The sequence below is a fragment of the Aeromonas jandaei genome (genome assembly GCF_037890695.1).
GTDB lineage: Bacteria > Pseudomonadota > Gammaproteobacteria > Enterobacterales > Aeromonadaceae > Aeromonas > Aeromonas jandaei.
This window is the reverse complement of sequence record NZ_CP149571.1, coordinates 4,231,168-4,252,620: the sequence shown is the minus strand read 5'-3', so window position 1 is coordinate 4,252,620 and position 21,453 is coordinate 4,231,168. Positions and strand designations below refer to the sequence as shown.

Genomic DNA, 21,453 nt, shown 5'->3' with positions numbered 1-21,453 from the left:
GCAGCAATGAGAAGAACAATGGAACATGTAACCAAGGTGGCCCTGCTGTTTTGTGCCAGTGCCTTTACTCAGGCCTGGGCGGTTGCAACCCTGCAAGAGATCAAGGTCAATCCTCTGCTTGCTGACCAACTGCAGCTTGAATTGAGTTTTAGTGAACCAGTCAGCAGTTTTACCGATCGCCTCTCCTACCAACCCAATCAACTGCTGTTACATATTCCCGGTGCAGTCGGTGCCCTCAAGGTCAATCCGTTACCAATCCAGAGACAGGGGGTTGATAACATCAAGGTGGAGGGTAAAGGAGCCGGACTTGATATCAAGATCGCTCTTGATCAGTTGGCCCCCTACCAGGTACAGCAGCAGGGCAGTAAATTGCTGGTATCGCTGGGGGAAGGGGCATCAACGGCGTCTTTTAATGCACAGAGTGCTCTGCTGACCCCCGCTGCGACACCTGTTTCTACTTCTGCTGCTCCTGTCACCACATCGGCATTGATCAATTCCAACGTTGTAGGCAGTTCGCAGCCTATTCAAACGCAGGCGATGCCTGTTGCCTCAACGGCCTCAGCCAAACCCGTTCTCAATAATTATCAGAACAGTGGCAGTGGCGCCTATTTCAATACGGTAACTGGCGTTGATTTTCGTCGTGGCAAGGATGGTCAGGGCGAATTTCTGGTAACACTGGACAACAGCTCCGCTGCGGTGGATGTGAGCAGTCGCGGCCAGACTGTGATGGCCAAATTCCACGGTACCAGCGTGCCTGATGGCTTGCTCAATCTTATCAATGTGCAGGATTTCGCGACCCCGGTTTCTCAGGTCGAAGTGTCCCGTCAGGGCAGTGATACCCTGTTCGAGTTATCGGTAAATGGTCAGTTTGATTATCGCTATGATCAGGCAGACAAAATGTTCATTATCGAGGTGAAAAAGCGCACGGCTGCGGCTGGTTCCAAGCAGTATCAAGGAAAACCCATCTCATTGAACTTTCAGGATATTCCTGTAAGGACCGTGCTGCAGCTCATTGCTGACTTCAATAACCTCAATCTGGTTACCACCGATTCTGTATCCGGTAACATCACGCTGCGTCTTGATGGCGTACCCTGGGAGCAGGCACTCGATATCATCCTGAAGGTGCGCGGGCTGGATAAACGACTGGACAACAATATTCTGCTGGTCGCTCCCGCTGACGAGATTGCCACCCGTGAAAAACAACAGCTGGAGAGTCGCAACCAGGTTGCCGATCTGGCACCGCTCTACACCGAATATCTGCAGATCAACTATGCCAAAGCATCTGAAGTCGCGGCATTGCTCTCCTCCCAGAGCACCAAGCTGCTCTCGTCCCGCGGTGCGGTCAGTGTGGACGAGCGTACCAACGTGCTGGTGGTGAAGGATACGGCTGAGGTGATCAGCAATATCAAGCGAATGCTGGATATTCTCGATATACCGGTCAAGCAGGTCGTTATTGAAGCTCGCATGGTGACCATTGACGATGGCTTTGACGAGGCGCTCGGTGTGCGTTGGGGCGTGACCAAGAATGATGGCCATGGCAACAGCACCTCGGGCTCCATTGAAGGGAATGATACTTCGGGTAACAACAACGGTACTTCGGCGATCACCAGACCTACCGCCGATGATCGTATGAACGTCAATCTGCCTGTGACCAATGCTGCTGGCACACTGGCCTTCCAGGTGGCTCGTCTGGCCGATGGCACGCTTCTGGACCTTGAACTCTCTGCGCTGGAGAAGGAGAGCAAGGCCGAAATCATCGCAAGCCCCCGGGTAACCACGGCCAACCAGAAACCGGCGCTGATTGAGCAGGGTACCGAGATCCCCTATGTAGAATCATCTTCCAGTGGTGCCACCTCTGTTACCTTCAAAAAGGCGGTACTGAGTCTGAAGGTTACTCCGCAGATCACGCCCGACAACCGGGTGATCCTCGATCTGACCGTGACGCAGGATACTAAGGGTGAGACAGTGCCAACCGGCACAGGCGATGCCGTATCCATCAACGCCCAGTCCATCACCACCCAGGTGCTGGTGAACAATGGCGAGACCTTGGTGCTCGGCGGTATCTACCAACAGACCATCAAGAGCGATGTGACCAAGGTGCCTCTATTGGGTGATATTCCCGGATTGGGGGCCCTGTTTCGCAAGACAACCAGCGAGAACAAAAAGCGTGAACTGCTGATTTTCGTGACACCCAAGATAGTCACCGACGCTTTTTGAATGCTTTACATGTGAGGGTAAAACACATATAACCTTACGCCCCGACACGGCTGGGGCGTAAGGGCTGCGGTTGCCAGTCCCGATTTCTATTGAGATAATCCCCCACCTGATCCATCGCAAGATAAGGTTCACAGGTACCCCGATCCAGTATTTATCGGGGTCGTACAGTTTGTAATTACTAACGAAAAGACATGGCTGAGAAACGCAATATTTTCCTGATAGGTCCCATGGGTGCGGGCAAGAGCACCATAGGTAGACATCTGGCAGAACAACTGCACATGGAGTTTTTCGACTCAGATCATGAGATTGAGCGCCGCAGTGGTGCTGATATCAGCTGGGTGTTCGATGTTGAAGGCGAAGAGGGTTTTCGGATCCGCGAAGAGAAGGTGATCGGCGAGCTGTCCGAACAGCAGGGTATCGTGCTGGCGACCGGTGGCGGTGCCATCAAGAGTCGTGAAACTCGCAATAAACTCTCTGCTCGTGGCATCGTGGTCTACCTCGAAACCACCATTGAAAAGCAGCTGGCGCGTACACAACGCGACAAGCGTCGCCCTCTGCTGCAGACCGAAGAGCCAGCTCGTGAAGTGCTTGAGCGTCTGGCACAAGAGCGTAATGCCCTGTATGAAGAGGTTGCCGATTTTGTGGTGCATACCGATGAGCAGAGTGCAAAAGTGGTTGCCAATCAAATCGTCAAGCTGATCGGTATGTAAACAAGAGGACGTCCATGGAACGGTTGAAGGTTGAACTGGGTGAACGCAGCTATCCCATCGAGATAGCTGCAGGCTTGTTGCAGCGTGCTGATGTGCTGACATCGGCTATCAAGGGCAAGCGGGTAATGATAGTGACCAACACGGTCGTTGCCCCGCTCTATCTTGAGCTGGTTACCTCCCGACTCTCCAGTTTTCAGGTCGAGCACCTGATCCTGCCGGATGGCGAGGCTTACAAGAACTTGGCAACCTTCGAGCAGATCATGTCTGCTCTGCTTGAAACCAACCATGGGCGCGATACGACACTGATCGCTCTGGGGGGCGGTGTGATCGGGGATGTGGTGGGCTTTGCGGCAGCAAGCTATCAACGTGGCATTCCTTTTATCCAGATCCCGACCACCCTGCTCTCCCAGGTTGACTCCTCTGTGGGCGGTAAAACCGCTGTTAACCACCCCCTCGGCAAGAACATGATTGGGGCTTTTTATCAGCCCAAACAAGTTGTTATCGATACCGAGTGTCTCTCTACCTTGCCCGCCCGCGAATTTGCCGCAGGGATGGCCGAGGTGATCAAGTACGGCATCATTTGGGATGCAGATTTCTTCAGCTGGCTGGAGCAGAACATGGTTCTGCTGCAACAGCTTGATCCTGCGGCTTTGGCCTACGCCATCAAGCGCTGCTGCCAGATCAAGGCGGATGTGGTTGGTCAGGACGAGACCGAGCATGGCGTACGAGCACTGCTCAATCTGGGCCACACCTTTGGTCACGCTATCGAAGCGGAACAGGGCTACGGCAACTGGCTGCACGGTGAAGCGGTGGCGGCAGGTATCATGCTGGCTGCCTGGACGGCTCAGGCCCGTGGCGAGATGACCGAGCTGGAAGTTGCTCGCGTTCGCGCTCTGCTGCTGGCGGCAAACTTGCCGATCAAGGCACCGGCCGAGATGGATTTTGCCGCTTTTATTCGCCATATGCGTCGCGACAAGAAGGTACTGGAAGGCAAGCTGCGTCTGGTTTTGCCGGTTGGTATCGGTCATGCACAGGTGGTCGCAGATGTCTCCGACGCAGAACTATTGGCGGTGATCGAGTCAGGTCGTGAGTAAACTCCTTCAATTTCCTTCCCAGCGGCAGCTGGTTGACCGGCTGCTGCATCTGATTGAATTCAATCACCCTTTTATCTTTCTCTCCGGCAAGCCCGGGAGCGGTCGCGGTACCCTCTGCGAGTCACTGCTCGGCAAACTGCCGGAAAAAGTACGCGTCGTCAGCCTGATAGGCACTCCTGCCATGAAGATGGTGGATGTGCGTCAGCTGTTGTTGCCTCAAGTGGTGGCGCGCCCGCTGTTCAACCCGCAGGATGCGCTGGCTGACAGCTTCTTTCGCATGCTGGAGGGGAGCAAGCCTGCCACCCTGTTGCTGATGATTGAGCGGGCAGACGAGCTGCCTGCCGAGCTGCTGGGTGAGCTGTGGGCCATCAGTCGCCACAACAATACGCTGGCGACACCGCATCGCCTGGCCATCATCGTCTCAGGGAGTGATCACTGGTGTCGCAGCCAGCGGCCTCTGCTCAAAGGGCGAGCCATGCCGGCGCTGGAGCTGGAGGTGCCGCCACTGAGCCCACCGGAGCAACGCATCTTCTTGTATGAAAAGGCCAAAGAGCTCAAGATCCCGACGACCCTCTTGCCCAAGGTCAAAGTGGAAGAGATCCTGACTACGGCGAATGGACATCCGTCCACCATCATGCAGTTACTGGAGGATATCATGACCGACAGAAGGCCCAAGAAGCGTCAGGCCGAGTTGCCCGTCAAGAAGATTGCCACCGTCATCGCGGTGGTGGCTGGTGGTCTGCTGGCGATGAGCTATCTGCTGCCTGCGCTGTTTAGCAGCGACAGCAAACCTGCCATGCAAGACCCGGCTCAGACAACCCCCTTGCCCATCCCGGTTTCAGGCGGCGATCCCCTTACCGTCGGCAGTGGCAATAGCAGCCAGCAGGCTGCGCAGGATAATGGCAGCGGCGATGCAAGCAGTGCTACTGGCGTAGTGAAGGATTGGCAACCGGAGGCCAAGGTGCTGCCCAAGTCGGTCGACAGCGATACTGTCACGACCGAATCCACCAACTACGAGGGGCGCCGGGTGGTGATCTCCGACGAGGTGGTGCAAAAGCTGATGAGCGAGCCCAAGGTGAGCGGTGCATTGCCGACCGATGTGGTTGACGAGCTGACCGGCAAAGGCCAGGCGGTGACGAGTGGTGCTGCCGCGACTGGCACGGCCACGACCACTGCCAAGGCAGCGACCAGTGCGCCGGTTACCACAACGAGCAAAACCGCTACGCCTGCGGCAACTACCCGCAGCGAACCGGCTGCCGCGCCAGCGCCCAAGGTGGAGCTCACGCCCGTGGCGACTCTCACTAAAAAGCCGCGCAACCACTACAGCATCCAGTTGATGGGGGCGAGCAACACCAAAGCGGTTGATCAGTTTGTTGCCGAGCATGGTTTGGCGGGCAAGGTGTGGGTCTATCAGACCAAGTTCCGCGGTAGCCCCTGGTATGTGGTTCTGCAGGGGGATTACGCCGGTCTGAGCCAGGCCAAAAGCGCCATTCGCAAACTCTCCCCCGAGCTGCTTAAAGGGCAGCCCTGGCCCAAGTCGTTTGCACAGGTACAAAAAGAGCTGAAGCAATAGCCTTGATACCGGATAAGGGGGTAGAATCGACCCCCTTTTTGGGTCTTGCCTTCTTACACACCGGATTTCCATGAAAAAAACACGCGCTTTTTTAAAATGGGCCGGGGGAAAATACTCCCTGGTTGAAGAGATCGCCGAGCGTTTGCCAGCCGGGCGTGTGTTGCTGGAGCCTTTCGTCGGGGCCGGTTCTGTCTTCCTCAATACCGACTACGACGCCTATGTGCTCAATGACATCAATCCGGATCTGATCGCCCTCTATAACCATCTCAAAGAGACACCGGATCACTTCATCGACGAAGCGCGCAAGCTGTTTGTGGCCGAACATAACCACAAGGCTGCATACTACCGGCTGCGTACCCAGTTCAACCAGACCGATACCAGCTTCGAGCGCTCCCTGCTGTTCCTCTTCCTCAACCGCCACGGCTTCAATGGCCTGTGCCGTTATAACAAGAAGGGGGGATTCAACGTCCCGTTCGGTTCCTACAAAAAGCCCTACTTCCCGGAGAAGGAGCTGTGGGCCTTTGCCGAGAAGGCGCAGAAAGCGACTTTTATTTGCGAAAGCTACGCCGATGCCATCAAGCGGGCCGAAGAGGATTGGGTTATCTACTGCGATCCTCCCTATGCGCCGCTCTCTACCACGGCGAGCTTCACCACCTATGCAGCCGGCGGCTTTACGCTGGACGATCAGGCGGTACTTGCCCGTCTGGCGCGGCACACCGCAGCCCACAAGGGGGTGCCGGTACTCATCAGCAATCACGACATCGAACTGACCCGCGAGCTCTATCGCGGCGCCCGTCTCGACGAGATCCTGGTTAAACGCACCATCAGCCGCAATGGGGGCACCCGCAACAAGGTGGCCGAATTGCTGGCGCTCTATCCGCCCGGAATCGAACCGGAGCAGGGCTACTATCCCAGCGACAGCGAGCTGTTGCCGCTGAGCTAGCAACAAGACGGCACCTTCGGGGGCCGTTTTTGTTTGGCGAGCCGACCTGAATGGAAGCAGGGTAGGGGATTGCCCCATTTCTCCCGCTTTCGAGTCGTTTTCGCCCGCCATTTACGTTAAAATTGCGCCGCTTTTTCTCCCTGGCTGCCAATGGATGATGCTGATGAAAGACTTTCTGATTGCCCCCTCGATCCTCTCTGCCGATTTTGCCCGTCTGGGTGACGACGTAGCCAAGGTACTGGCTGCCGGTGCCGACGTGGTTCACTTCGACGTGATGGATAACCACTATGTCCCCAACCTGACCATTGGCCCCATGGTCTGTCAGGCTCTGCGTGACTTTGGTATCGAGGCCCCCATCGACGTGCATCTGATGGTCAAGCCGGTGGATCGCATCATTCCCGATTTTGCCAAGGCGGGTGCTTCCCTTATCACCTTCCATCCGGAGGCGTCTGACCACGTCGACCGTTCTCTGGGCCTGATCAAGGAGATGGGCTGCCAGGCGGGTCTGGTGCTCAATCCGGCTACCTCGCTCTCCTGCCTCGAGTATGTGATGGACAAGCTGGACGTGATCCTGCTGATGTCGGTCAACCCGGGCTTCGGTGGCCAAAGCTTCATCCCCGGCACCCTCGACAAGCTGCGTCAGGTTCGTCGCCTGATCGACGAGAGCGGCCGCGACATTCGCCTCGAGATCGATGGCGGGGTCAAGGTCGACAATATCCGTGAAATCGCCGAAGCGGGTGCCGACATGTTCGTCGCCGGCTCTGCCATCTTCGGCAAGCCCGATTACAAAGCGGTGATCGATCAGATGCGTGCGGAGTTGGCTCATGTCAAACGCTGAGCGCGCATTTGACCTGGTGCTGTTCGATCTGGACGGCACCCTGATCGACAGCGCCGCCCAGCTGGCGCTGGCAGTCAATCTGACTCTGGCTGATCTGGGTCTGGACACAAGCTGATGAAGCGGTTATCCGTACTTGGGTCGGCAATGGTGCTGACAAGCTGATCCAGCGGGCCCTTGCCTATCGCGAGGCCGACCCCGAGCTGTTTGCCAAGGCCCGTCCGATCTTTTTCCAGCATTACAACGCCTGTTTGCTGCAGGGACTGGCCATGTATGATGGGGTTGCCCGGAGTCTGCGCCGCCTGCAAACCCTGGGTTATCAGCAGGCGATCGTCACCAACAAGCCGAGCGATTTTGTCGCGCCTATTCTTGATGCCCTCGGTATCAGCGATTGCTTCGCGCTCTGGCTCGGTGGCAACTGCGTACCGGTCAAGAAGCCGAGTCCGGAGCCCTTGCTGCACGCCTGCCAGGAGCTGGGAGTGAGTCCGGCTCGCACCCTGATGGTAGGTGACTCCGAAAATGATGTGCTGGCTGCCAAGGCTGCCGGCATGAAGGTGGTGGGCCTGACCTACGGTTACAACTATGGTCGCCCCATTGCCGACTCCCGGCCCGACTGGGTGTTCGAACACTTTTCCCAGCTCGATGCGCTGCTGAGCTAAGCGCATCGCCGGACTGGCTGAATTACAAGGATTACTACTCTCATGACCAAACCAATCGTATTGAGCGGGGCGCAGCCCTCCGGTCAGCTGACCATCGGCAACTACATGGGCGCGCTGCGTCAGTGGGTCAACATGCAGGATGAGTACGACTGCCTCTACTGCATCGTCGACCTGCATGCCATCACCACCCGCCAGGATCCGGTGGCCCTGCGCAAGGCCTGTCTCGATGCGGCCGCCCTCTATCTGGCGGTCGGTATCGATCCCAAGAAGAGCACCGTTTTCATCCAGTCTCACGTGCCGCAGCACGCCGAGCTGGGCTGGATCCTCAACTGCTACACCCAGATGGGTGAGCTGTCGCGCATGACCCAGTTCAAGGACAAGTCCGCCCGTTTCGAGAACAACGTCAACGTCGGCCTGTTCGGTTATCCGGTGCTGATGGCCGCTGATATTCTGCTCTATCAGGCCAATCAGGTGCCGGTCGGCAACGACCAGAAGCAGCATCTCGAGCTGACCCGCGATATCTGCACCCGTTTCAACAACCTCTATGGTGAGGTGTTCACCATGCCGGAGCCCTTCATTCCGACCGAAGGGGCGCGGGTGATGAGCCTGCAGGATCCGACCAAGAAGATGTCCAAGTCGGATGACAACGAGGCCAACTTCATCGGCCTGCTGGAAGATCCCAAGCAGATCATCAAGAAGATCAAGCGTGCGGTAACCGACTCCGACGATCCGGCCGTGGTGCGTTTCGATCCGGAAAACAAACCGGGCGTCTCCAACCTGCTGACCCTGATGTCCGGTGTGACCGGCCGCTCTATCCCCGAGCTGGAACAGCATTTTGAAGGCAAGATGTACGGTCACCTCAAGACCGAAACCGCCGAGGCGGTTGTCGCACTGCTGGAGCCGATTCAGGCCCGTTTCAATGAGCTGCGTCAGGATGAGGCCCATCTGATTGCGATTTTGGCCGAAGGGGCACAAAAGGCGCGTGAAAGGGCTGAAAAAACTTTGACCAGCGTATATGATGTAGTCGGCTTCGTTCCTCGAGCCTGACATACTGGGAAGGTGTAGTAGAAGAGAGCTGGGTATTTGCCTGGCTTTCTTTATTTTCCCCAGCTCTATTTTTGTTTGATTTTATTATTCCAACCCGGGATATATCCCCAAGAGTACCCATGTCTGTTCAACCGAATATTTCAATTGAAGAGCTGAGTGACAAAGGTCACTGGCTGCGCAAGTTTCGCAAGGCGAAAAACCTCAATACCCTGCAATTGATGGTCTCCAATGCCATCGACAAGCATCACAAGACCGCTGCCATCGCTGCCGCCATCTATCTGGCCGAATGTCAGCGTGAGCGGGAAATGGAGCAGGGTCGTTTTCTCGATCGTTAATTCTCCGCTGCTGGTTATCTCATGTTGCTGTTAATTGATAACTACGACTCCTTTACCTGGAATCTGGTGCAATATTTTGGTGCGCTGGGTCAGGAGGTAGAGGTCAGACGCAATGATGAACTGACGCTGACCGATATCGAGCGGTTATCTCCCCGTTTTCTGGTTATCTCTCCCGGCCCCTGTACTCCCAACGAGGCAGGTATCTCTCTCGACGCCATCACCCATTTCGCTGGCAAGCTGCCCATTCTCGGCGTCTGCCTTGGTCATCAGTCGCTGGCGCAGTCGTTTGGTGCCCGCGTGGTTCGCGCGCGTCAGGTAATGCACGGCAAGACCTCCCTCATCCGTCATCGCGGCGAAGGGGTATTCTGCGGTCTCAAGGATCCCTTGCGGGTGACCCGATATCATTCGCTGGTGGTGGAGCGCGAGACGCTGCCCGACTGCTTCGAGATCACCGCCTGGAGCGAGCATGCCGATGGCTCGTTCGACGAGATCATGGGGCTGCGCCACAAGACGCTCAACATCGAGGGTGTACAGTTCCATCCGGAGAGTATTTTGAGTGAACAGGGCCATTTGCTACTGGCCAATTTTCTGACCTGTTCATAAAAAGTTGTGACCGCCTTCTCAATATCGAGAGAAGGCAAAAAAAATTTCTCTGACACTTTATTCACCCCCTCTCCTGCCCAAATTATCTCTTGCCAAGCCCCCCTGAGTCGTTATGCAATGCGGTTGCCTAAAATATCAGGGGCAGTCGAACATTGTTCCTTACAGGCCCTCTTGTTACAGACTTTTTACTTTATTTCTGTGATAATCCCGTCACGTTTACACGGATTTAACTTTTGGGCGGTGGATTATTCTGTCGCCGAATCGAAGGAGAGCTATATGTCAGAGTTGTTGGCAGTGACACGTGAAGTGTTTGATGAAGTGATGGTTCCCAACTATGCGCCGGCCAAGATCATCCCGGTTCGTGGCGAAGGATCACGTGTCTGGGATCAGGATGGTCGCGAGTATGTCGACTTTGCCGGGGGCATCGCCGTAAACGGCCTTGGCCACTGCCATCCCAAGCTGGTCGAGGCCCTGAAAAGCCAGGGCGAGAAGCTGTGGCACCTCTCCAACGTGATGACCAACGAGCCGGCCCTGCGTCTGGCCAAGAAGCTGGTCGCCGCCACCTTTGCCGACAAGGTCTACTTCTGCAACTCCGGCGCCGAGGCCAACGAGGCCGCCCTCAAGCTGGCCCGCCGCTACGCCATCGAGAAGTTCGGTGAGCAGAAGACCCAGATCATCGCCTTCAATCAGGGCTTCCACGGTCGCACCTTCTTTACCGTGAGCGTCGGCGGTCAGGCTGCCTACTCCGATGGTTTCGGGCCCAAGCCCGGTGACATCACTCACGTCCCCTACAACGATCTGGCCGCGCTGGCTGACGTGATCTCCGACAACACCTGCGCCGTGGTGATGGAGCCGCTGCAGGGGGAGGGGGGCATCATTCGTCCCACCGACGAGTTTGCCAAAGGGGTGCGCGAGCTGTGCGACAAGCACAATGCCCTGCTCATCTATGACGAAGTACAGTCCGGTGTCGGTCGTACCGGCGAGCTCTACGCCTACATGGGGCTTGGCGTCACGCCGGACATCCTCACCAGCGCCAAGGCACTGGGTGGCGGTTTCCCCATCGGCGCCATGCTGACTACCAACGAAATAGCCTCTTACCTGAAAGTGGGTACTCACGGCTCTACTTACGGTGGCAACCCGCTGGCCTGTGCGGTGGCGGAAGCGGTGATCGATGTGATCAACACCCCGGAGGTGCTGGCGGGTATCAAGCAGCGCGAGCAGCTGTTCCGTGATGGGCTTGAAGCCATCAATGCCAAGTACCACTGCTTCAGCGAAATCCGCGGCAAGGGGCTGCTGCTGGGCGCCGCTCTGAGCGAAGAGTACAAGGGGCGCTCGCGCGACTTCCTGCTGGCCTCCATCGATCAGGGGCTGATGGCGCTGGTTGCCGGCACCAACGTGGTTCGTTTTGCTCCCTCATTGGTGATCCCGGAAGCGGACATCAAGGAGGGGTTGGCCCGCTTCGAGAAGGCGGTCGCCCAGGTGGTTAACGCCTGATCCAAATTGAGGTGGGGAGCCCTCCCGGCAGGAGCCGGGACCCCACCTGACGTCAATGAAAGGGAGTTGTCATTTATGTTGGTTATCCGTCCCATCGAGCAAAAAGATTTTGCCGGGCTCAAGACCTGCGCCATCGAGTCCGGCACCGGCATGACCTCGTTGCCCGTCAACGATGAGCTGCTGCAGCGCAAGATCGACGCTTCTACCCAAACTTTTTCCGACAAGCCGGCCGGCAAGGGGGACTGCCTCTACTTCTTTGTGGCCGAGGATCTCGAGACCGGCGAGATGGTAGGGACCTGCGCCATAGATGCGGCAGTCGGTCTCTCCCAGCCGTTTTACAACTACCACATCGGCAAGGTGGTGCACTCTTCGCCCAAACTCGGCATCTACAACGTGGTCGAGACGCTGACTCTCTCCAATGACTACACCGGCAATACCGAGCTTTGCACCCTGTTCCTGCGCGAATGTGCCCGCGAGGGGCTCAACGGCCGCCTGCTCTCCAAGCACCGCTTCCTGTTTATGGCCGAGCACCCGGAGCTGTTTGACGAAACCGTCTTTGCCGAGATGCGCGGCGTCTCCGATGGCAATGGCCACAGCCCCTTCTACGAGTGGCTGCAGACCCATTTCTTCTCGATGGATTTTCCCACCGTCGACTACCTTACCGGGATCGGCAAGAAGCGCTTTATCGCCGAGCTGATGCCCAAGTACCCCATCTACGTCAACTTGCTGAGCAAGGAGGCGCGCGCTGTTATCGGCCAGACCCACGAGAAGACCCGTCCGGCCATCAAGATGCTGCAGGACGAGGGATTCGTGAATCGCGGCTATGTCGATATCTTCGATGCGGGGCCGGCGGTCGAGTGCGAGTTGAAGAACATCCGCAGCGTGCGTCGCAGCCAGAAACTGCGGGTGCTGATCGGCGAGCCCATCGGCGGCCGCACCCACCTGCTCTGCAACAGCCGTTTCGAACAGTACCGTGCCTGCTATGGCAATATCCGCGTCGATCTCGACAAGCACGAGGCCATTATCCCGCCCAAGATGGCGGCAGCACTCAAGGTGCAGGATGGCGACATGGTGCGGGTAGTCGACCTCGACTGAGGCAGACAGGACAAGCAAACCGATTATCAAACAGGCAGCCGAGGCTGCCTGTCAGCGACAGGGAGTGAATGGATGAGCCAGTTAGTGCAATTTATCGACGGTCAGTGGCTTGCCGGTGAAGGCAAGCCGTTCGAGTCACGGGATCCGGCCAAAAACGAGGTGATCTGGCAGGGCGCTGCCGCCAGTGCGGCTCAGGTCGATGCAGCCGTCAAGGCCGCCCGCGCCGCCTTCTACCACTGGTCTGATATGGATCTCGAGGATCGCCTGACCATAGTGCGTCGCTATGCCGACCTGCTGGGTGAGCACAAGGAGGCGCTGGCACTCACCATCGCCCGCGAAACCGGCAAACCGCTGTGGGAGACCCGCACCGAAGTGGCCGCCATGCAGGGCAAGATCGCCATCTCCATCCGCGCCCATGACGAGCGCACCGGGATGGTGGAAAACCCCATGCCGGGCGCCAAGGCGTTTGTCCGTCACAAGCCCCACGGTGTGGTGGCGGTCTTTGGCCCCTACAACTTCCCGGGCCATCTGCCCAACGGTCATATCGTACCGGCGCTGATCGCGGGTAATGCCGTGGTGTTCAAACCCTCCGAACTGACCCCCATGGTGGCGGAAGCCATGCTCAAGGTGTGGCAGGAAGCGGGGCTGCCCAAAGGGGTCATCAATCTGGTGCAGGGCGAAGTCGAGACCGGTAAGGCGCTGGCGGGCAACCCCGATATCGATGGCCTCTTCTTTACCGGTTCCTCCCGTACCGGTCATTTCCTCCATCAGCAGTTTGCCGGCCAGCCGGGCAAAATTCTGGCCCTCGAGATGGGTGGCAACAACCCGCTGATCGTGAAAGAGGTGAGTGACATCGACGGTGCTGTCCATGCCATCGTCCAGTCGGCGTTTATTACCTCCGGTCAGCGCTGCACCTGCTCGCGCCGTCTGTTTGTCGAGCGCGGCGAGCGTGGCGATGCCCTGGTCAAGCGACTGGTCGAGGTGGTGGGCAAGATCAAGGTCGGCCTCTATGACGCCACAGAACAGCCGTTTATGGGGGCGATGATCAGCGAGAAAGCTGCGATTGGCATGGTCGAAGCACAAGCCAACCTGCAACAGCTGGGCGGCGAGAGCCTGCAGGTGCTTGAGCACCTGAAAGCGGGCACCGGCTTTGTCTCCCCGGGCATCATCGATGTCACTGCGATCAGCGCGCTGCCGGACGAAGAGTACTTCGGCCCGCTGCTGCAGTTGATCCGCTATGACGATTTCGATGCGGCCATCGATCTGGCCAATGCCACTCGCTACGGCCTCTCGGCCGGTCTGCTGGGTGACAAGGAGGCGGACTGGAATCACTTCTTCAAGCGGATCCGTGCCGGCATCGTCAACTGGAACAAACCCATAACCGGTGCCTCCAGTGCCGCGCCGTTTGGCGGTATCGGCGCTTCCGGCAACCACAGGGCGAGCGCCTACTACGCCGCTGACTACTGTGCCTATCCGGTTGCGTCGGTCGAAGACAGCAAGGCGGCTATGCCTGAGCAGCTCTCGCCGGGCCTCTTCTTCTAAACAGACAACTACAAGGGGCACCCATCGGGGCCCCGTTTCGTACCCGCAATCAAAGGAAAGAGAGATGCAAAAGGATATCGACACCCTGTTTAGTCATCTGTGGGACAACTACATCAAGGTGACACCAAGCGCCCTTAAAGTGCATGCCCTGCTGGGGGGCGGTGAGCCCATCATCAACGACCACATTGCCTTTCGTACCTACAACCTGCCCAAACTGGGGCTGGAGAAGCTGGCCGCCCACTTTCTGGCACTCGGTTACGAGCAGAAGGGAGAGTATGTGTTCAAGGCCAAGAAGCTCAACGCCAAGCACTTTGAGCACAAGGATCCCGATGCTCCCAAGGTGTTTATCAGCGCGCTGAAGGTCGAAGAGCTCTCCGCAGGCGCGCAGGCCATCATCCACAAGCTGGCGGATCAGGTGCCCGAGCATCTGACCGATACCCCGGCATTTCTCTACGCCGGTGCCCCCTGGCAGGTCTCTTACGCTGATTACCAGACCCTGCTGGCGGAGAGCGAGTATGCTGCTTGGATGGCAGCCTGGGGTTATCGTGCCAACCACTTCACGGTCAATATCAACAAGTTGAAGGACTTCGACACCATCGAGCAGGTCAACGCGGCGCTCAAGGCGGCGGGTTTTGTCCTCAACAGCGTGGGTGGCGAGGTGAAAGGGGATCCGCAGGTCATGCTGGAGCAATCCTCCACCATGGCCGACAAGGCGGATGTGCCGTTCAGCGATGGCGTGCGTACCATCCCGAGCTGCTTCTACGAGTTTGCCCTGCGCTACCCGCAACCAGACGGCGTGCTCTATCCGGGTTTCGTCGAGGCGTCGGCCGACAAGATCTTCGAATCGACCAACGCGATGTAAAGTTCGGTGAGCGGCACGGGTTGTGCCGTGCCACTTGGCATGAGAACGCCTCCCCTGTGGAGGCGTTTTGTTTGCAGTTGGTGGCGGTGCCCTCTCTGGTTATCAATGACTTAAGAGGAGAGGGGTTATGATTTTTGCTGGTGTTTGGTGTGGTCGAATTGTTGATAAAAATGTGAACGAGATCACTCGATACGCCACAGATTGACGCAGGCAAGTGGGCAAAAAGGAGTAGAATGACGCTTTATTTTTGCGGGGCCAATCGATGCCTAACTATCACTTTTTCAAGCAAGGTCAGTCGCTTACCTATCTCGATGCGAATGCACCCAGCTATAGCGATGAGCGTCGACATCTGGTTGCACAGGGTTTTGCTGCCATTGCTGCGCCCACCTTCGCGGATAGTCCGAGCAAGGCGCTGGAGTTGCTGTGCGCTCATCAGAAGCAGCATGAGTTGCATGCCGATGGCTTTACTCTCACGGTGTCTGAAGTACCTGCGTCTGCGGCCTCCCTCTCGGGCAAATAGGTCGGGCCAATAGGTCGGGCAAACAGGCGTCAGCCAGTTACGAGTCGGGGAGCTGACAGGCTCCCCGAAAATGATTGCAGTTGTGCCCTGGCACGGTGGCTATGCCCCTGTTATCTCGGGTGCCACTCTCCCTCAAGCACCAGCACGGTATCCATACCTGCCGCCTTGCCTGCCTCAAGCCCGATCTGGGTATCTTCAAACACCAGACAGTTGGCCGGATTGGCCCCCAGCTGTTCGGCTACCTGCAAGAAGGTGTCCGGGTGCGGCTTGTGGTTGATGACGTCATCGGCGCTCACCACCACAGAGATATAGGCGTCGAGACCGGTACTCTTCAGGATCGACTCCGCCTGATTGCGCGGTGAACCGGTACCAATCCCCATCGGCACCTTGCCGTGGTAGTGCCTGACCAGCTCCCACATCCGGGGGAAGACGCTGACCTTGTCGATATGCTCCATGTAGAGGGCAATCTTGCGGCGGGCGAAGGCGTCGGTATCTACCTCCAGTCCCTGCTGCTCGGCCAGCATGGCGATGATCTTGCGAGTCGGAATGCCGCCGTACTGGTAGAGCTGCTCCCGCTTGAAGGGGATGCCGAATTCGGCGCAGGTAAGCTCCCAGGCATCGAGGTGGAGGGGCATGGAATCAACCAGAGTGCCATCCATATCGAAAATAAGGGCATCGTAGTGATCAAACCGGTACTGCTCGCTCATGGGGACTCCTTGGCTAAATAGGGCAGGCTAGCAGATCGGGAACCAGGATTGTGGGATCGGCCTCATGGTTGAGGATGGCCGGCCGTGGTTTTTTCTCTCTCTTGCTGATTTGTGAGACAATAATTCGCTCAATGCCGGATCCTTTGGCATATCAGATTAGCGAGTCCTCTTATGTCCCCGAAAACCATCTTCTCGAGTGTGGCGCTGGTGATCGCACTGGGATCACTGGAAAAAAGCATCGTCACTACCCCGCTGCCCATGATTGGCGCCGAACTGCATGCCGGTGGCGCCCTCACCTGGGTGGTCACCGCCTACCTGTTGGCGGCCACCGCCGTGTTGCCCCTCTACGGCAAGCTGAGCGATCTCTTTGGTCGGGTACGGATGCTCAATATCGGCATCGGCCTGTTTCTGGCAGGCTCGGTGGCCTGCGCCCTCTCTCAGGATCTGCAGACCCTGCTGGCAGCGCGGGTGCTGCAAGGGCTGGGGGGCGGCGGTCTGATTGCCCTCGCGTTTACCGTGATTGCCGACACCATTCCGCCGCGGGAGGTGGGCAAGTATCAGGGCTACATTTCGGCGGTCTATGCGGTCTCCAGCATCGCCGGCCCCTTGCTCGGCGGCTACTTCACCGAGCAACTCAGCTGGCGCTGGATCTTCTGGATCAATCTGCCGCTCGGGGCGCTGGCAGTCTTTCTCATCAACCGCAACCTCAAGCAGCTCAACGTGCGCCGCCACAGTCGCTTCGACTGGAAGGGGGCGGGTCTGCTGATTACCGTCACCACGCTCACCCTGTTGCTGCTCTCGCCGGAGGCGGCGCTGCCCGCCGTCTGGCTCTCGGCGGCGCTGGGCGTTGCGTTGCTGTTGCTCATTCTGATTGAGCGGCGCGCCCACGACCCCATATTGCCTGCCCATCTGGCCCGGTTGCCCGGCTATCTGGTGAGCGTGCTGCTGGTGATGCTCTCCCAGCTGCTGATGTTTGCCGTGCTGGTCTATCTGCCGTTGCAGATGCAGTGGCAGAAGGGGATGAGCGCCAGCGAGAGCGGCGCCATCATGGTCATCTTCATGATTTGCATCACTGCCGGCGCTTTTGTCGGCGGCAAGTTGATTGGCCGTACCGGTCACTACAAGAGCTTTGTCGCGGTGGGCTTTGGCCTCGCGGCGGTGGCGCTCTGGCAGATCCACTTCGATGCTTGGGTCAGGCTGGCGCTCGGGTTTGCCGGTATCGGTCTGGGTCTGGTGCTGCCCGCCCTCTCGGTGGTGGTGCAAAATGCCCTGCCACGGCAGGATCGCGGCATCGGCATGTCGCTGTTCAACTTCGGGCGTGAGCTCGGCGGTGCCGTCGGCGTGGCCATTTGCTCCATGCTGTTCCACTTCCGCCTGCCAGCCGGTAGTGATGGCGATTTGAGCCGGCTCGCCCCCGATCTGCTGGCCCCGGGCTTCAGCGCGACCTATATCGGTATGGCACTGATCGCCACGCTGGCGCTGCTCATCACATTGCTGGCGTTGAAGCGCCATGAGCTAGCCTCCATCAGCGCCTGATTTGGCCTGCGCCGACATTGGCTCACCATAGATAGCATCAGGGCTCCCCGCGGGGAGCCCTGATGGTTATTTGGCGAATAGAGTGGCTGTTGCCATCAAGCCATGTGCGGCTTACTCCTGCGCCGGGCTCTCCTTGCCCGCCAGCTGGCTCAGCCAGGCGAAGCGGCGGTTGGCCTCCTGCTCCGCCTCTTGATAGAGCTGGCTGGCCACCTCAGGCAGCTGGCGCTCCAGCCGCTGGAAGCGGGGCTCATGGCGCAAGGTCTCGGCCAGCGAGGCATTGGGTGCCCGCGAGTCGAGTGCCAGCGGCAATTTACCCTCGTCAGCGCGGCGCGGATCGAAGCGGTAGAGCGGCCAGAAGCCGGTGGCGGTCAGCTGCTTCATCTGCTCGTGGCTCTCGGCCATGTCGTAGCCATGCTCCTCGCAGGGGCTGTAGGCGATGATGAGCGACGGCCCCGGGTAGGCTTCCGCTTCCTGAATTGCCTTCACCGTCTGGTTCATCTGGGCTCCGAGGGAGATCTGCGCCACATAGACGTGGCCATACATCATCACGCTGGCGCCGAGATCCTTGCGTGCCTTGCGTTTGCCCTGCTCGCCAAACTTGGTGATGGCACCAAGCGGGGTTGCCTTCGACTGCTGGCCGCCGGTGTTGGAGTAGCACTGGGTGTCGAGCACCAGCACATTGATGTTCTCCCCCAGACTCAGCACATGGTCGAGCCCGCCAAAGCCGATGTCGTAGGCCCAGCCATCGCCGCCGATGAGCCAGACCGATTTTTCCACCAGATAGTCCGCATCGCGGGCCAGTTCAAGGGCTGCCGGGATCTGGCTCCCCTGCAGCAGTGCTCGCAACTGCTGGATATGGGCCCGCTGCTCGGAAACCGGCAGGGTGGTATCGCCGAGCGCCTCGCGCAGCGCTGCCGGTATGGTGTCGCCCAGGCTCGCCAGCAGACGGCGCACCCGCTCCCTGTGCTGATCGACGGTAAGACGGAAGCCCAGTCCGAACTCGGCGTTGTCTTCAAACAACGAGTTGGCCCAGGCTGGCCCGCGCCCGTCGGCGTTGGTGGTGTAGGGGGTGGTAGGCAGGTTGCCGCCATAAATGGACGAGCAGCCGGTGGCGTTGGCAATCAGCAGCCGATCGCCATAGAGCTGGGTCAGCAACTTGATATAGGGAGTCTCGCCACAGCCGGAGCAGGCGCCCGAGTATTCAAACAGCGGCGAGATGAGCTGGGAGGTGCGAATGTCGATGCGCTCCAGCTGCTCGGCGCTGCGCTCTGGCAGGTCGAGGAAGAAGTCGTAGTTGGCCTTCTGCTCGTCGAGGTGATCGAGGCGTGAAGCCATATTGATCGCCTTGCGATCCGGGTTGCTGCGATCCTTGGCCGGGCAGACTTCGACGCAGAGGTTGCAGCCGGTGCAATCCTCCGGCGCCACCTGCAACACGTACTGTTGGCCGCGCATGTCACGGGATTTCACATCCAGCGCATCGAGAGTGGTGGGAGCAGCGGCCAGCGCATCCGCTTCCACCACCTTGGCGCGAATGGCCGAGTGGGGACAGGCGGCGACGCAGTAGTTGCACTGGGTGCAGAGCTCCGCCTCCCAGATGGGGATCTCCTTGGCGATATTGCGCTTTTCCCAGCGGGTGGTGCCGACCGGCCAGGTGCCATCCGGCGGGAAGGCGGAGACCGGCAGGCTGTCACCCAGTCCCGCCAGCATGGCGGCGGTGACGGTCTGGACAAAATCGGGGGCCTTGGCCGAAACCACCGGCGGGCGGGGGCGGCTGGCGGGATCCAGCTCGCCAAGTGGCACCCGGGTCAGGGCAGCGCAGGTTGCCTCCAGTGCCTGCCAGTTGCGTTCGACCAGCGCTTGTCCCTTGCTGCCATAGCTGGTGGCGATGGCCTGCTTCAGCAGGCTGGTCGCCTCTGCGGGGGGAATGATGGCGCTGAGCTGGAAGAAGGCCATCTGCATCACGGTATTGATGCGGTTACCGAGCTGGCAGTCGCGGGCAATTTTGGCGGCGTTGATGATGTAGAAGCGCGCCTCTTTCTCGCGCAGGGTGTGCTGCACCTCGCTGGGGAGGCGCTGCCAGATCTCCGCTTCGCTGTAGGGGGTGTTGAGCAGGAAGATGCCACCCGCCTTCAAGCGCTCCGCCATCCGGTACTTGTCGATGAACTGCCACTGATGGCAGCCGATAAAGTCCGCCTCTTCCACCAGATAGGCCGATTGCAGCGGCCGCTCGCCCACCCGCAGGTGAGAGACGGTGAGGCCGCCCGCCTTCTTGGAGTCGTAGACGAAATAGCCCTGCGGATAGAGGTCGGTGTGGTTGCCGAGGATCTTGATGCTGTTCTTGGCCGCCGAGACGGTGCCATCGCTGCCAAGACCGTAGAAGAGTGCCTCCAGCTTGTGTTGCTGGTTGTGGATGGGGCTTTGCGAATCCAGCGCGGGCAGCGGTAGCGAGAGACCTGTGATGTCATCGAAGATGCCGACGGTAAAGCGCTGGCGCGGGTTTTCTTGCGCCAGTTCGGCAAACACCGCCAGCGCGCAGGCGGGGCCGAACTCTTTGGAGGAGAGGCCGTATCGACCGCCGATGACCCGTGGCAGGCTTGCCCGCTCGCCCCGGCTGACCGCTTCGGCCAGCGCCGTCATCACGTCGAGATAGAGGGGCTCGGCCTGTGCGCCCGGCTCCTTGGTGCGATCCAGTACGGCGATGGTGCGGGCACTCTCGGGAATCGCGGCCAACAGGTGATCGGCCGAGAAGGGGCGGAACAGCCGTACCTTCACCAGCCCCACCTTCTCCCCTTGGGCCAGCAGGCGCTCGATCACCTCTTCACAGGTGCCAATCGCCGATCCCATCAGCACCACAATCCGCTCCGCCTGCGGGTGGCCGACGTATTCAAATGGCCGGTAGTGGCGGCCGGTCTGTTCGCCAAAAGCCTGCATCGCCTCGCTCACATGGCCATAGGCGGCGTCATACCAGGGGTTGCTCGCCTCCCGGCACTGGAAGTAGGTGTCCGGGTTGGCGGCGGTACCGCGAATGACCGGTTTGTCGGGGGTGAGCGCCCGGTCACGATGGGCACGGATGGCATCTGCGGGCAGCAGGGCGCGCAGGGTGTCGTCAGCGAGCGGCGCTATCTTGGCGATCTCGTGAGAGGTACGAAAGCCGTCGAAGAAGTGGATAAAGGGAAGGCGGCTGTTGAGGCTCGCTATCTGGGAGATCAGGGCAAAATCCTGCGCCTCCTGCACATTGCTGGCACAGAGCATGGCGCAGCCGGTCTGGCGCACCGCCATCACGTCCGAGTGATCGCCAAAGATCGATAGCGCGTGGGTCGCCACGGTGCGCGCCGCCACATGCAGCACAAAGGGGATAAGCTGACCCGCCAGCTTGTAGAGGTTGGGGATCATCAGCAGCAAACCCTGCGACGAGGTAAACGAGGTCGCCAGCGCGCCGGTCTGCAGGGCGCCGTGGACGGCGGCGATGGCACCCCCTTCCGACTGCATCTCGACAACCCGGGGGACATCCCCCCACAGGTTCTTGCCCCGTTCGCTCGACCAGGCCGACGACTGTTCAGCCATGGCCGAGCTGGGGGTGATGGGGTAGATGGCGATGACTTCGCTGGTGCGGTACGCCACCGAGGCGACTGCGTTATTCCCGTCTGTGGTGATCATGTGTTTTCCACTTTGCTATGCCAG

Annotated in this window: 17 protein-coding genes and 1 pseudogene; 16 read left to right on the top strand and 2 right to left on the bottom strand. The window is 59.0% G+C overall.

Features of this window, described 5'->3' with window-relative positions:
• The first annotated feature begins 6 nt into the window (after positions 1-6).
• The 15 genes and pseudogenes from WE862_RS19990 (at position 7) to WE862_RS19920 (ending at position 15,529) form a co-directional block, all read left to right on the top strand.
• Positions 7-2,217 carry a type IV pilus secretin PilQ gene (locus tag WE862_RS19990; RefSeq protein ID WP_042029766.1) on the top strand — a complete coding sequence of 737 codons (2,211 nt, stop codon included), beginning with the start codon at positions 7-9 and terminating at the stop codon, positions 2,215-2,217.
• A 191-nt stretch (positions 2,218-2,408) separates the two neighbouring features.
• Positions 2,409-2,927 (top strand): shikimate kinase AroK, encoded by a 519-nt coding sequence (gene aroK, locus WE862_RS19985; protein ID WP_033113859.1) that lies wholly within the window; start codon positions 2,409-2,411, stop codon positions 2,925-2,927.
• 14 nt (positions 2,928-2,941) lie between these two features.
• Positions 2,942-4,021, top strand: coding sequence for a 3-dehydroquinate synthase (aroB, locus tag WE862_RS19980; protein WP_042029765.1), 1,080 nt, complete (start codon positions 2,942-2,944; stop codon positions 4,019-4,021).
• The gene (locus WE862_RS19975; RefSeq protein ID WP_042029764.1) at positions 4,014-5,594 is read left to right on the top strand and encodes an SPOR domain-containing protein; all 1,581 of its coding nucleotides are present in this window, start codon (positions 4,014-4,016) and stop codon (positions 5,592-5,594) included. The genes aroB and WE862_RS19975 overlap by 8 nt, the downstream gene beginning before the upstream one ends.
• Before the next feature lie 70 nt (positions 5,595-5,664).
• On the top strand, positions 5,665-6,537 hold the full coding sequence (locus tag WE862_RS19970) for a Dam family site-specific DNA-(adenine-N6)-methyltransferase (protein ID WP_033113856.1): 873 nt from the start codon (positions 5,665-5,667) through the stop codon (positions 6,535-6,537).
• Between the two features lie 163 nt (positions 6,538-6,700).
• On the top strand, positions 6,701-7,375 hold the full coding sequence (rpe, locus tag WE862_RS19965) for a ribulose-phosphate 3-epimerase (RefSeq protein WP_041210023.1): 675 nt from the start codon (positions 6,701-6,703) through the stop codon (positions 7,373-7,375).
• Positions 7,362-8,031, top strand: a pseudogene (locus WE862_RS19960) (phosphoglycolate phosphatase). Before rpe ends, WE862_RS19960 begins: the two are co-directional and overlap by 14 nt.
• Before the next feature lie 42 nt (positions 8,032-8,073).
• A complete protein-coding gene (gene trpS, locus WE862_RS19955) occupies positions 8,074-9,078 on the top strand; it encodes a tryptophan--tRNA ligase (RefSeq protein WP_042029761.1) in 1,005 nt (334 codons plus the stop codon).
• Between the two features lie 119 nt (positions 9,079-9,197).
• On the top strand, positions 9,198-9,413 hold the full coding sequence (locus WE862_RS19950; RefSeq protein WP_019446358.1) for a hypothetical protein: 216 nt from the start codon (positions 9,198-9,200) through the stop codon (positions 9,411-9,413).
• Positions 9,414-9,434: 21 nt separating this feature from the next.
• On the top strand, positions 9,435-10,016 hold the full coding sequence (locus tag WE862_RS19945; protein WP_042029759.1) for an aminodeoxychorismate synthase component II: 582 nt from the start codon (positions 9,435-9,437) through the stop codon (positions 10,014-10,016).
• 276 nt (positions 10,017-10,292) lie between these two features.
• Positions 10,293-11,510 (top strand): aspartate aminotransferase family protein, encoded by a 1,218-nt coding sequence (locus tag WE862_RS19940; protein ID WP_041210025.1) that lies wholly within the window; start codon positions 10,293-10,295, stop codon positions 11,508-11,510.
• Between the two features lie 75 nt (positions 11,511-11,585).
• On the top strand, positions 11,586-12,605 hold the full coding sequence (gene astA, locus WE862_RS19935) for an arginine N-succinyltransferase (protein WP_019446361.1): 1,020 nt from the start codon (positions 11,586-11,588) through the stop codon (positions 12,603-12,605).
• 72 nt (positions 12,606-12,677) lie between these two features.
• A complete protein-coding gene (astD, locus tag WE862_RS19930; RefSeq protein ID WP_042029757.1) occupies positions 12,678-14,147 on the top strand; it encodes a succinylglutamate-semialdehyde dehydrogenase in 1,470 nt (489 codons plus the stop codon).
• A gap of 64 nt (positions 14,148-14,211) precedes the next feature.
• Positions 14,212-15,009 carry a DUF1338 domain-containing protein gene (locus tag WE862_RS19925; RefSeq protein WP_042029756.1) on the top strand — a complete coding sequence of 266 codons (798 nt, stop codon included), beginning with the start codon at positions 14,212-14,214 and terminating at the stop codon, positions 15,007-15,009.
• A gap of 262 nt (positions 15,010-15,271) precedes the next feature.
• Positions 15,272-15,529 carry a hypothetical protein gene (locus WE862_RS19920; RefSeq protein WP_042029754.1) on the top strand — a complete coding sequence of 86 codons (258 nt, stop codon included), beginning with the start codon at positions 15,272-15,274 and terminating at the stop codon, positions 15,527-15,529.
• Between the two features lie 110 nt (positions 15,530-15,639).
• Here the strand turns inward: WE862_RS19920 and WE862_RS19915 are convergent, their stop codons facing one another.
• Positions 15,640-16,236: an HAD family hydrolase gene (locus WE862_RS19915; protein ID WP_041210029.1), complete on the bottom strand. Its 597-nt coding sequence runs from the start codon at positions 16,234-16,236 to the stop codon at positions 15,640-15,642.
• A 171-nt stretch (positions 16,237-16,407) separates the two neighbouring features.
• Between WE862_RS19915 and WE862_RS19910 the strand changes: the two genes are divergently transcribed.
• Positions 16,408-17,772, top strand: a complete 1,365-nt coding sequence (locus WE862_RS19910; RefSeq protein WP_042029753.1) for an MDR family MFS transporter — start codon at positions 16,408-16,410, stop codon at positions 17,770-17,772.
• Positions 17,773-17,883: 111 nt separating this feature from the next.
• On the opposite strand, the gene nifJ is transcribed toward WE862_RS19910, so the two are convergent.
• Positions 17,884-21,429, bottom strand: a complete 3,546-nt coding sequence (gene nifJ / locus WE862_RS19905) for a pyruvate:ferredoxin (flavodoxin) oxidoreductase (protein WP_198493476.1) — start codon at positions 21,427-21,429, stop codon at positions 17,884-17,886.
• Positions 21,430-21,453: the final 24 nt, after the last annotated feature.

Coding starts and splice junctions, on each gene's coding strand:
- WE862_RS19915 (WP_041210029.1), bottom strand. CDS start 16,236: ATGAGCGAGCAGTACCGGTTTGATCACTACGATGCCCTTATTTTCGAT.
- WE862_RS19925 (WP_042029756.1), top strand. CDS start 14,212: ATGCAAAAGGATATCGACACCCTGTTTAGTCATCTGTGGGACAACTAC.
- WE862_RS19970 (WP_033113856.1), top strand. CDS start 5,665: ATGAAAAAAACACGCGCTTTTTTAAAATGGGCCGGGGGAAAATACTCC.
- rpe (WP_041210023.1), top strand. CDS start 6,701: ATGAAAGACTTTCTGATTGCCCCCTCGATCCTCTCTGCCGATTTTGCC.
- astA (WP_019446361.1), top strand. CDS start 11,586: ATGTTGGTTATCCGTCCCATCGAGCAAAAAGATTTTGCCGGGCTCAAG.
- WE862_RS19950 (WP_019446358.1), top strand. CDS start 9,198: ATGTCTGTTCAACCGAATATTTCAATTGAAGAGCTGAGTGACAAAGGT.
- aroK (WP_033113859.1), top strand. CDS start 2,409: ATGGCTGAGAAACGCAATATTTTCCTGATAGGTCCCATGGGTGCGGGC.
- aroB (WP_042029765.1), top strand. CDS start 2,942: ATGGAACGGTTGAAGGTTGAACTGGGTGAACGCAGCTATCCCATCGAG.
- astD (WP_042029757.1), top strand. CDS start 12,678: ATGAGCCAGTTAGTGCAATTTATCGACGGTCAGTGGCTTGCCGGTGAA.
- WE862_RS19940 (WP_041210025.1), top strand. CDS start 10,293: ATGTCAGAGTTGTTGGCAGTGACACGTGAAGTGTTTGATGAAGTGATG.
- WE862_RS19945 (WP_042029759.1), top strand. CDS start 9,435: ATGTTGCTGTTAATTGATAACTACGACTCCTTTACCTGGAATCTGGTG.
- WE862_RS19910 (WP_042029753.1), top strand. CDS start 16,408: ATGTCCCCGAAAACCATCTTCTCGAGTGTGGCGCTGGTGATCGCACTG.
- trpS (WP_042029761.1), top strand. CDS start 8,074: ATGACCAAACCAATCGTATTGAGCGGGGCGCAGCCCTCCGGTCAGCTG.
- WE862_RS19990 (WP_042029766.1), top strand. CDS start 7: ATGAGAAGAACAATGGAACATGTAACCAAGGTGGCCCTGCTGTTTTGT.
- nifJ (WP_198493476.1), bottom strand. CDS start 21,429: ATGATCACCACAGACGGGAATAACGCAGTCGCCTCGGTGGCGTACCGC.
- WE862_RS19920 (WP_042029754.1), top strand. CDS start 15,272: ATGCCTAACTATCACTTTTTCAAGCAAGGTCAGTCGCTTACCTATCTC.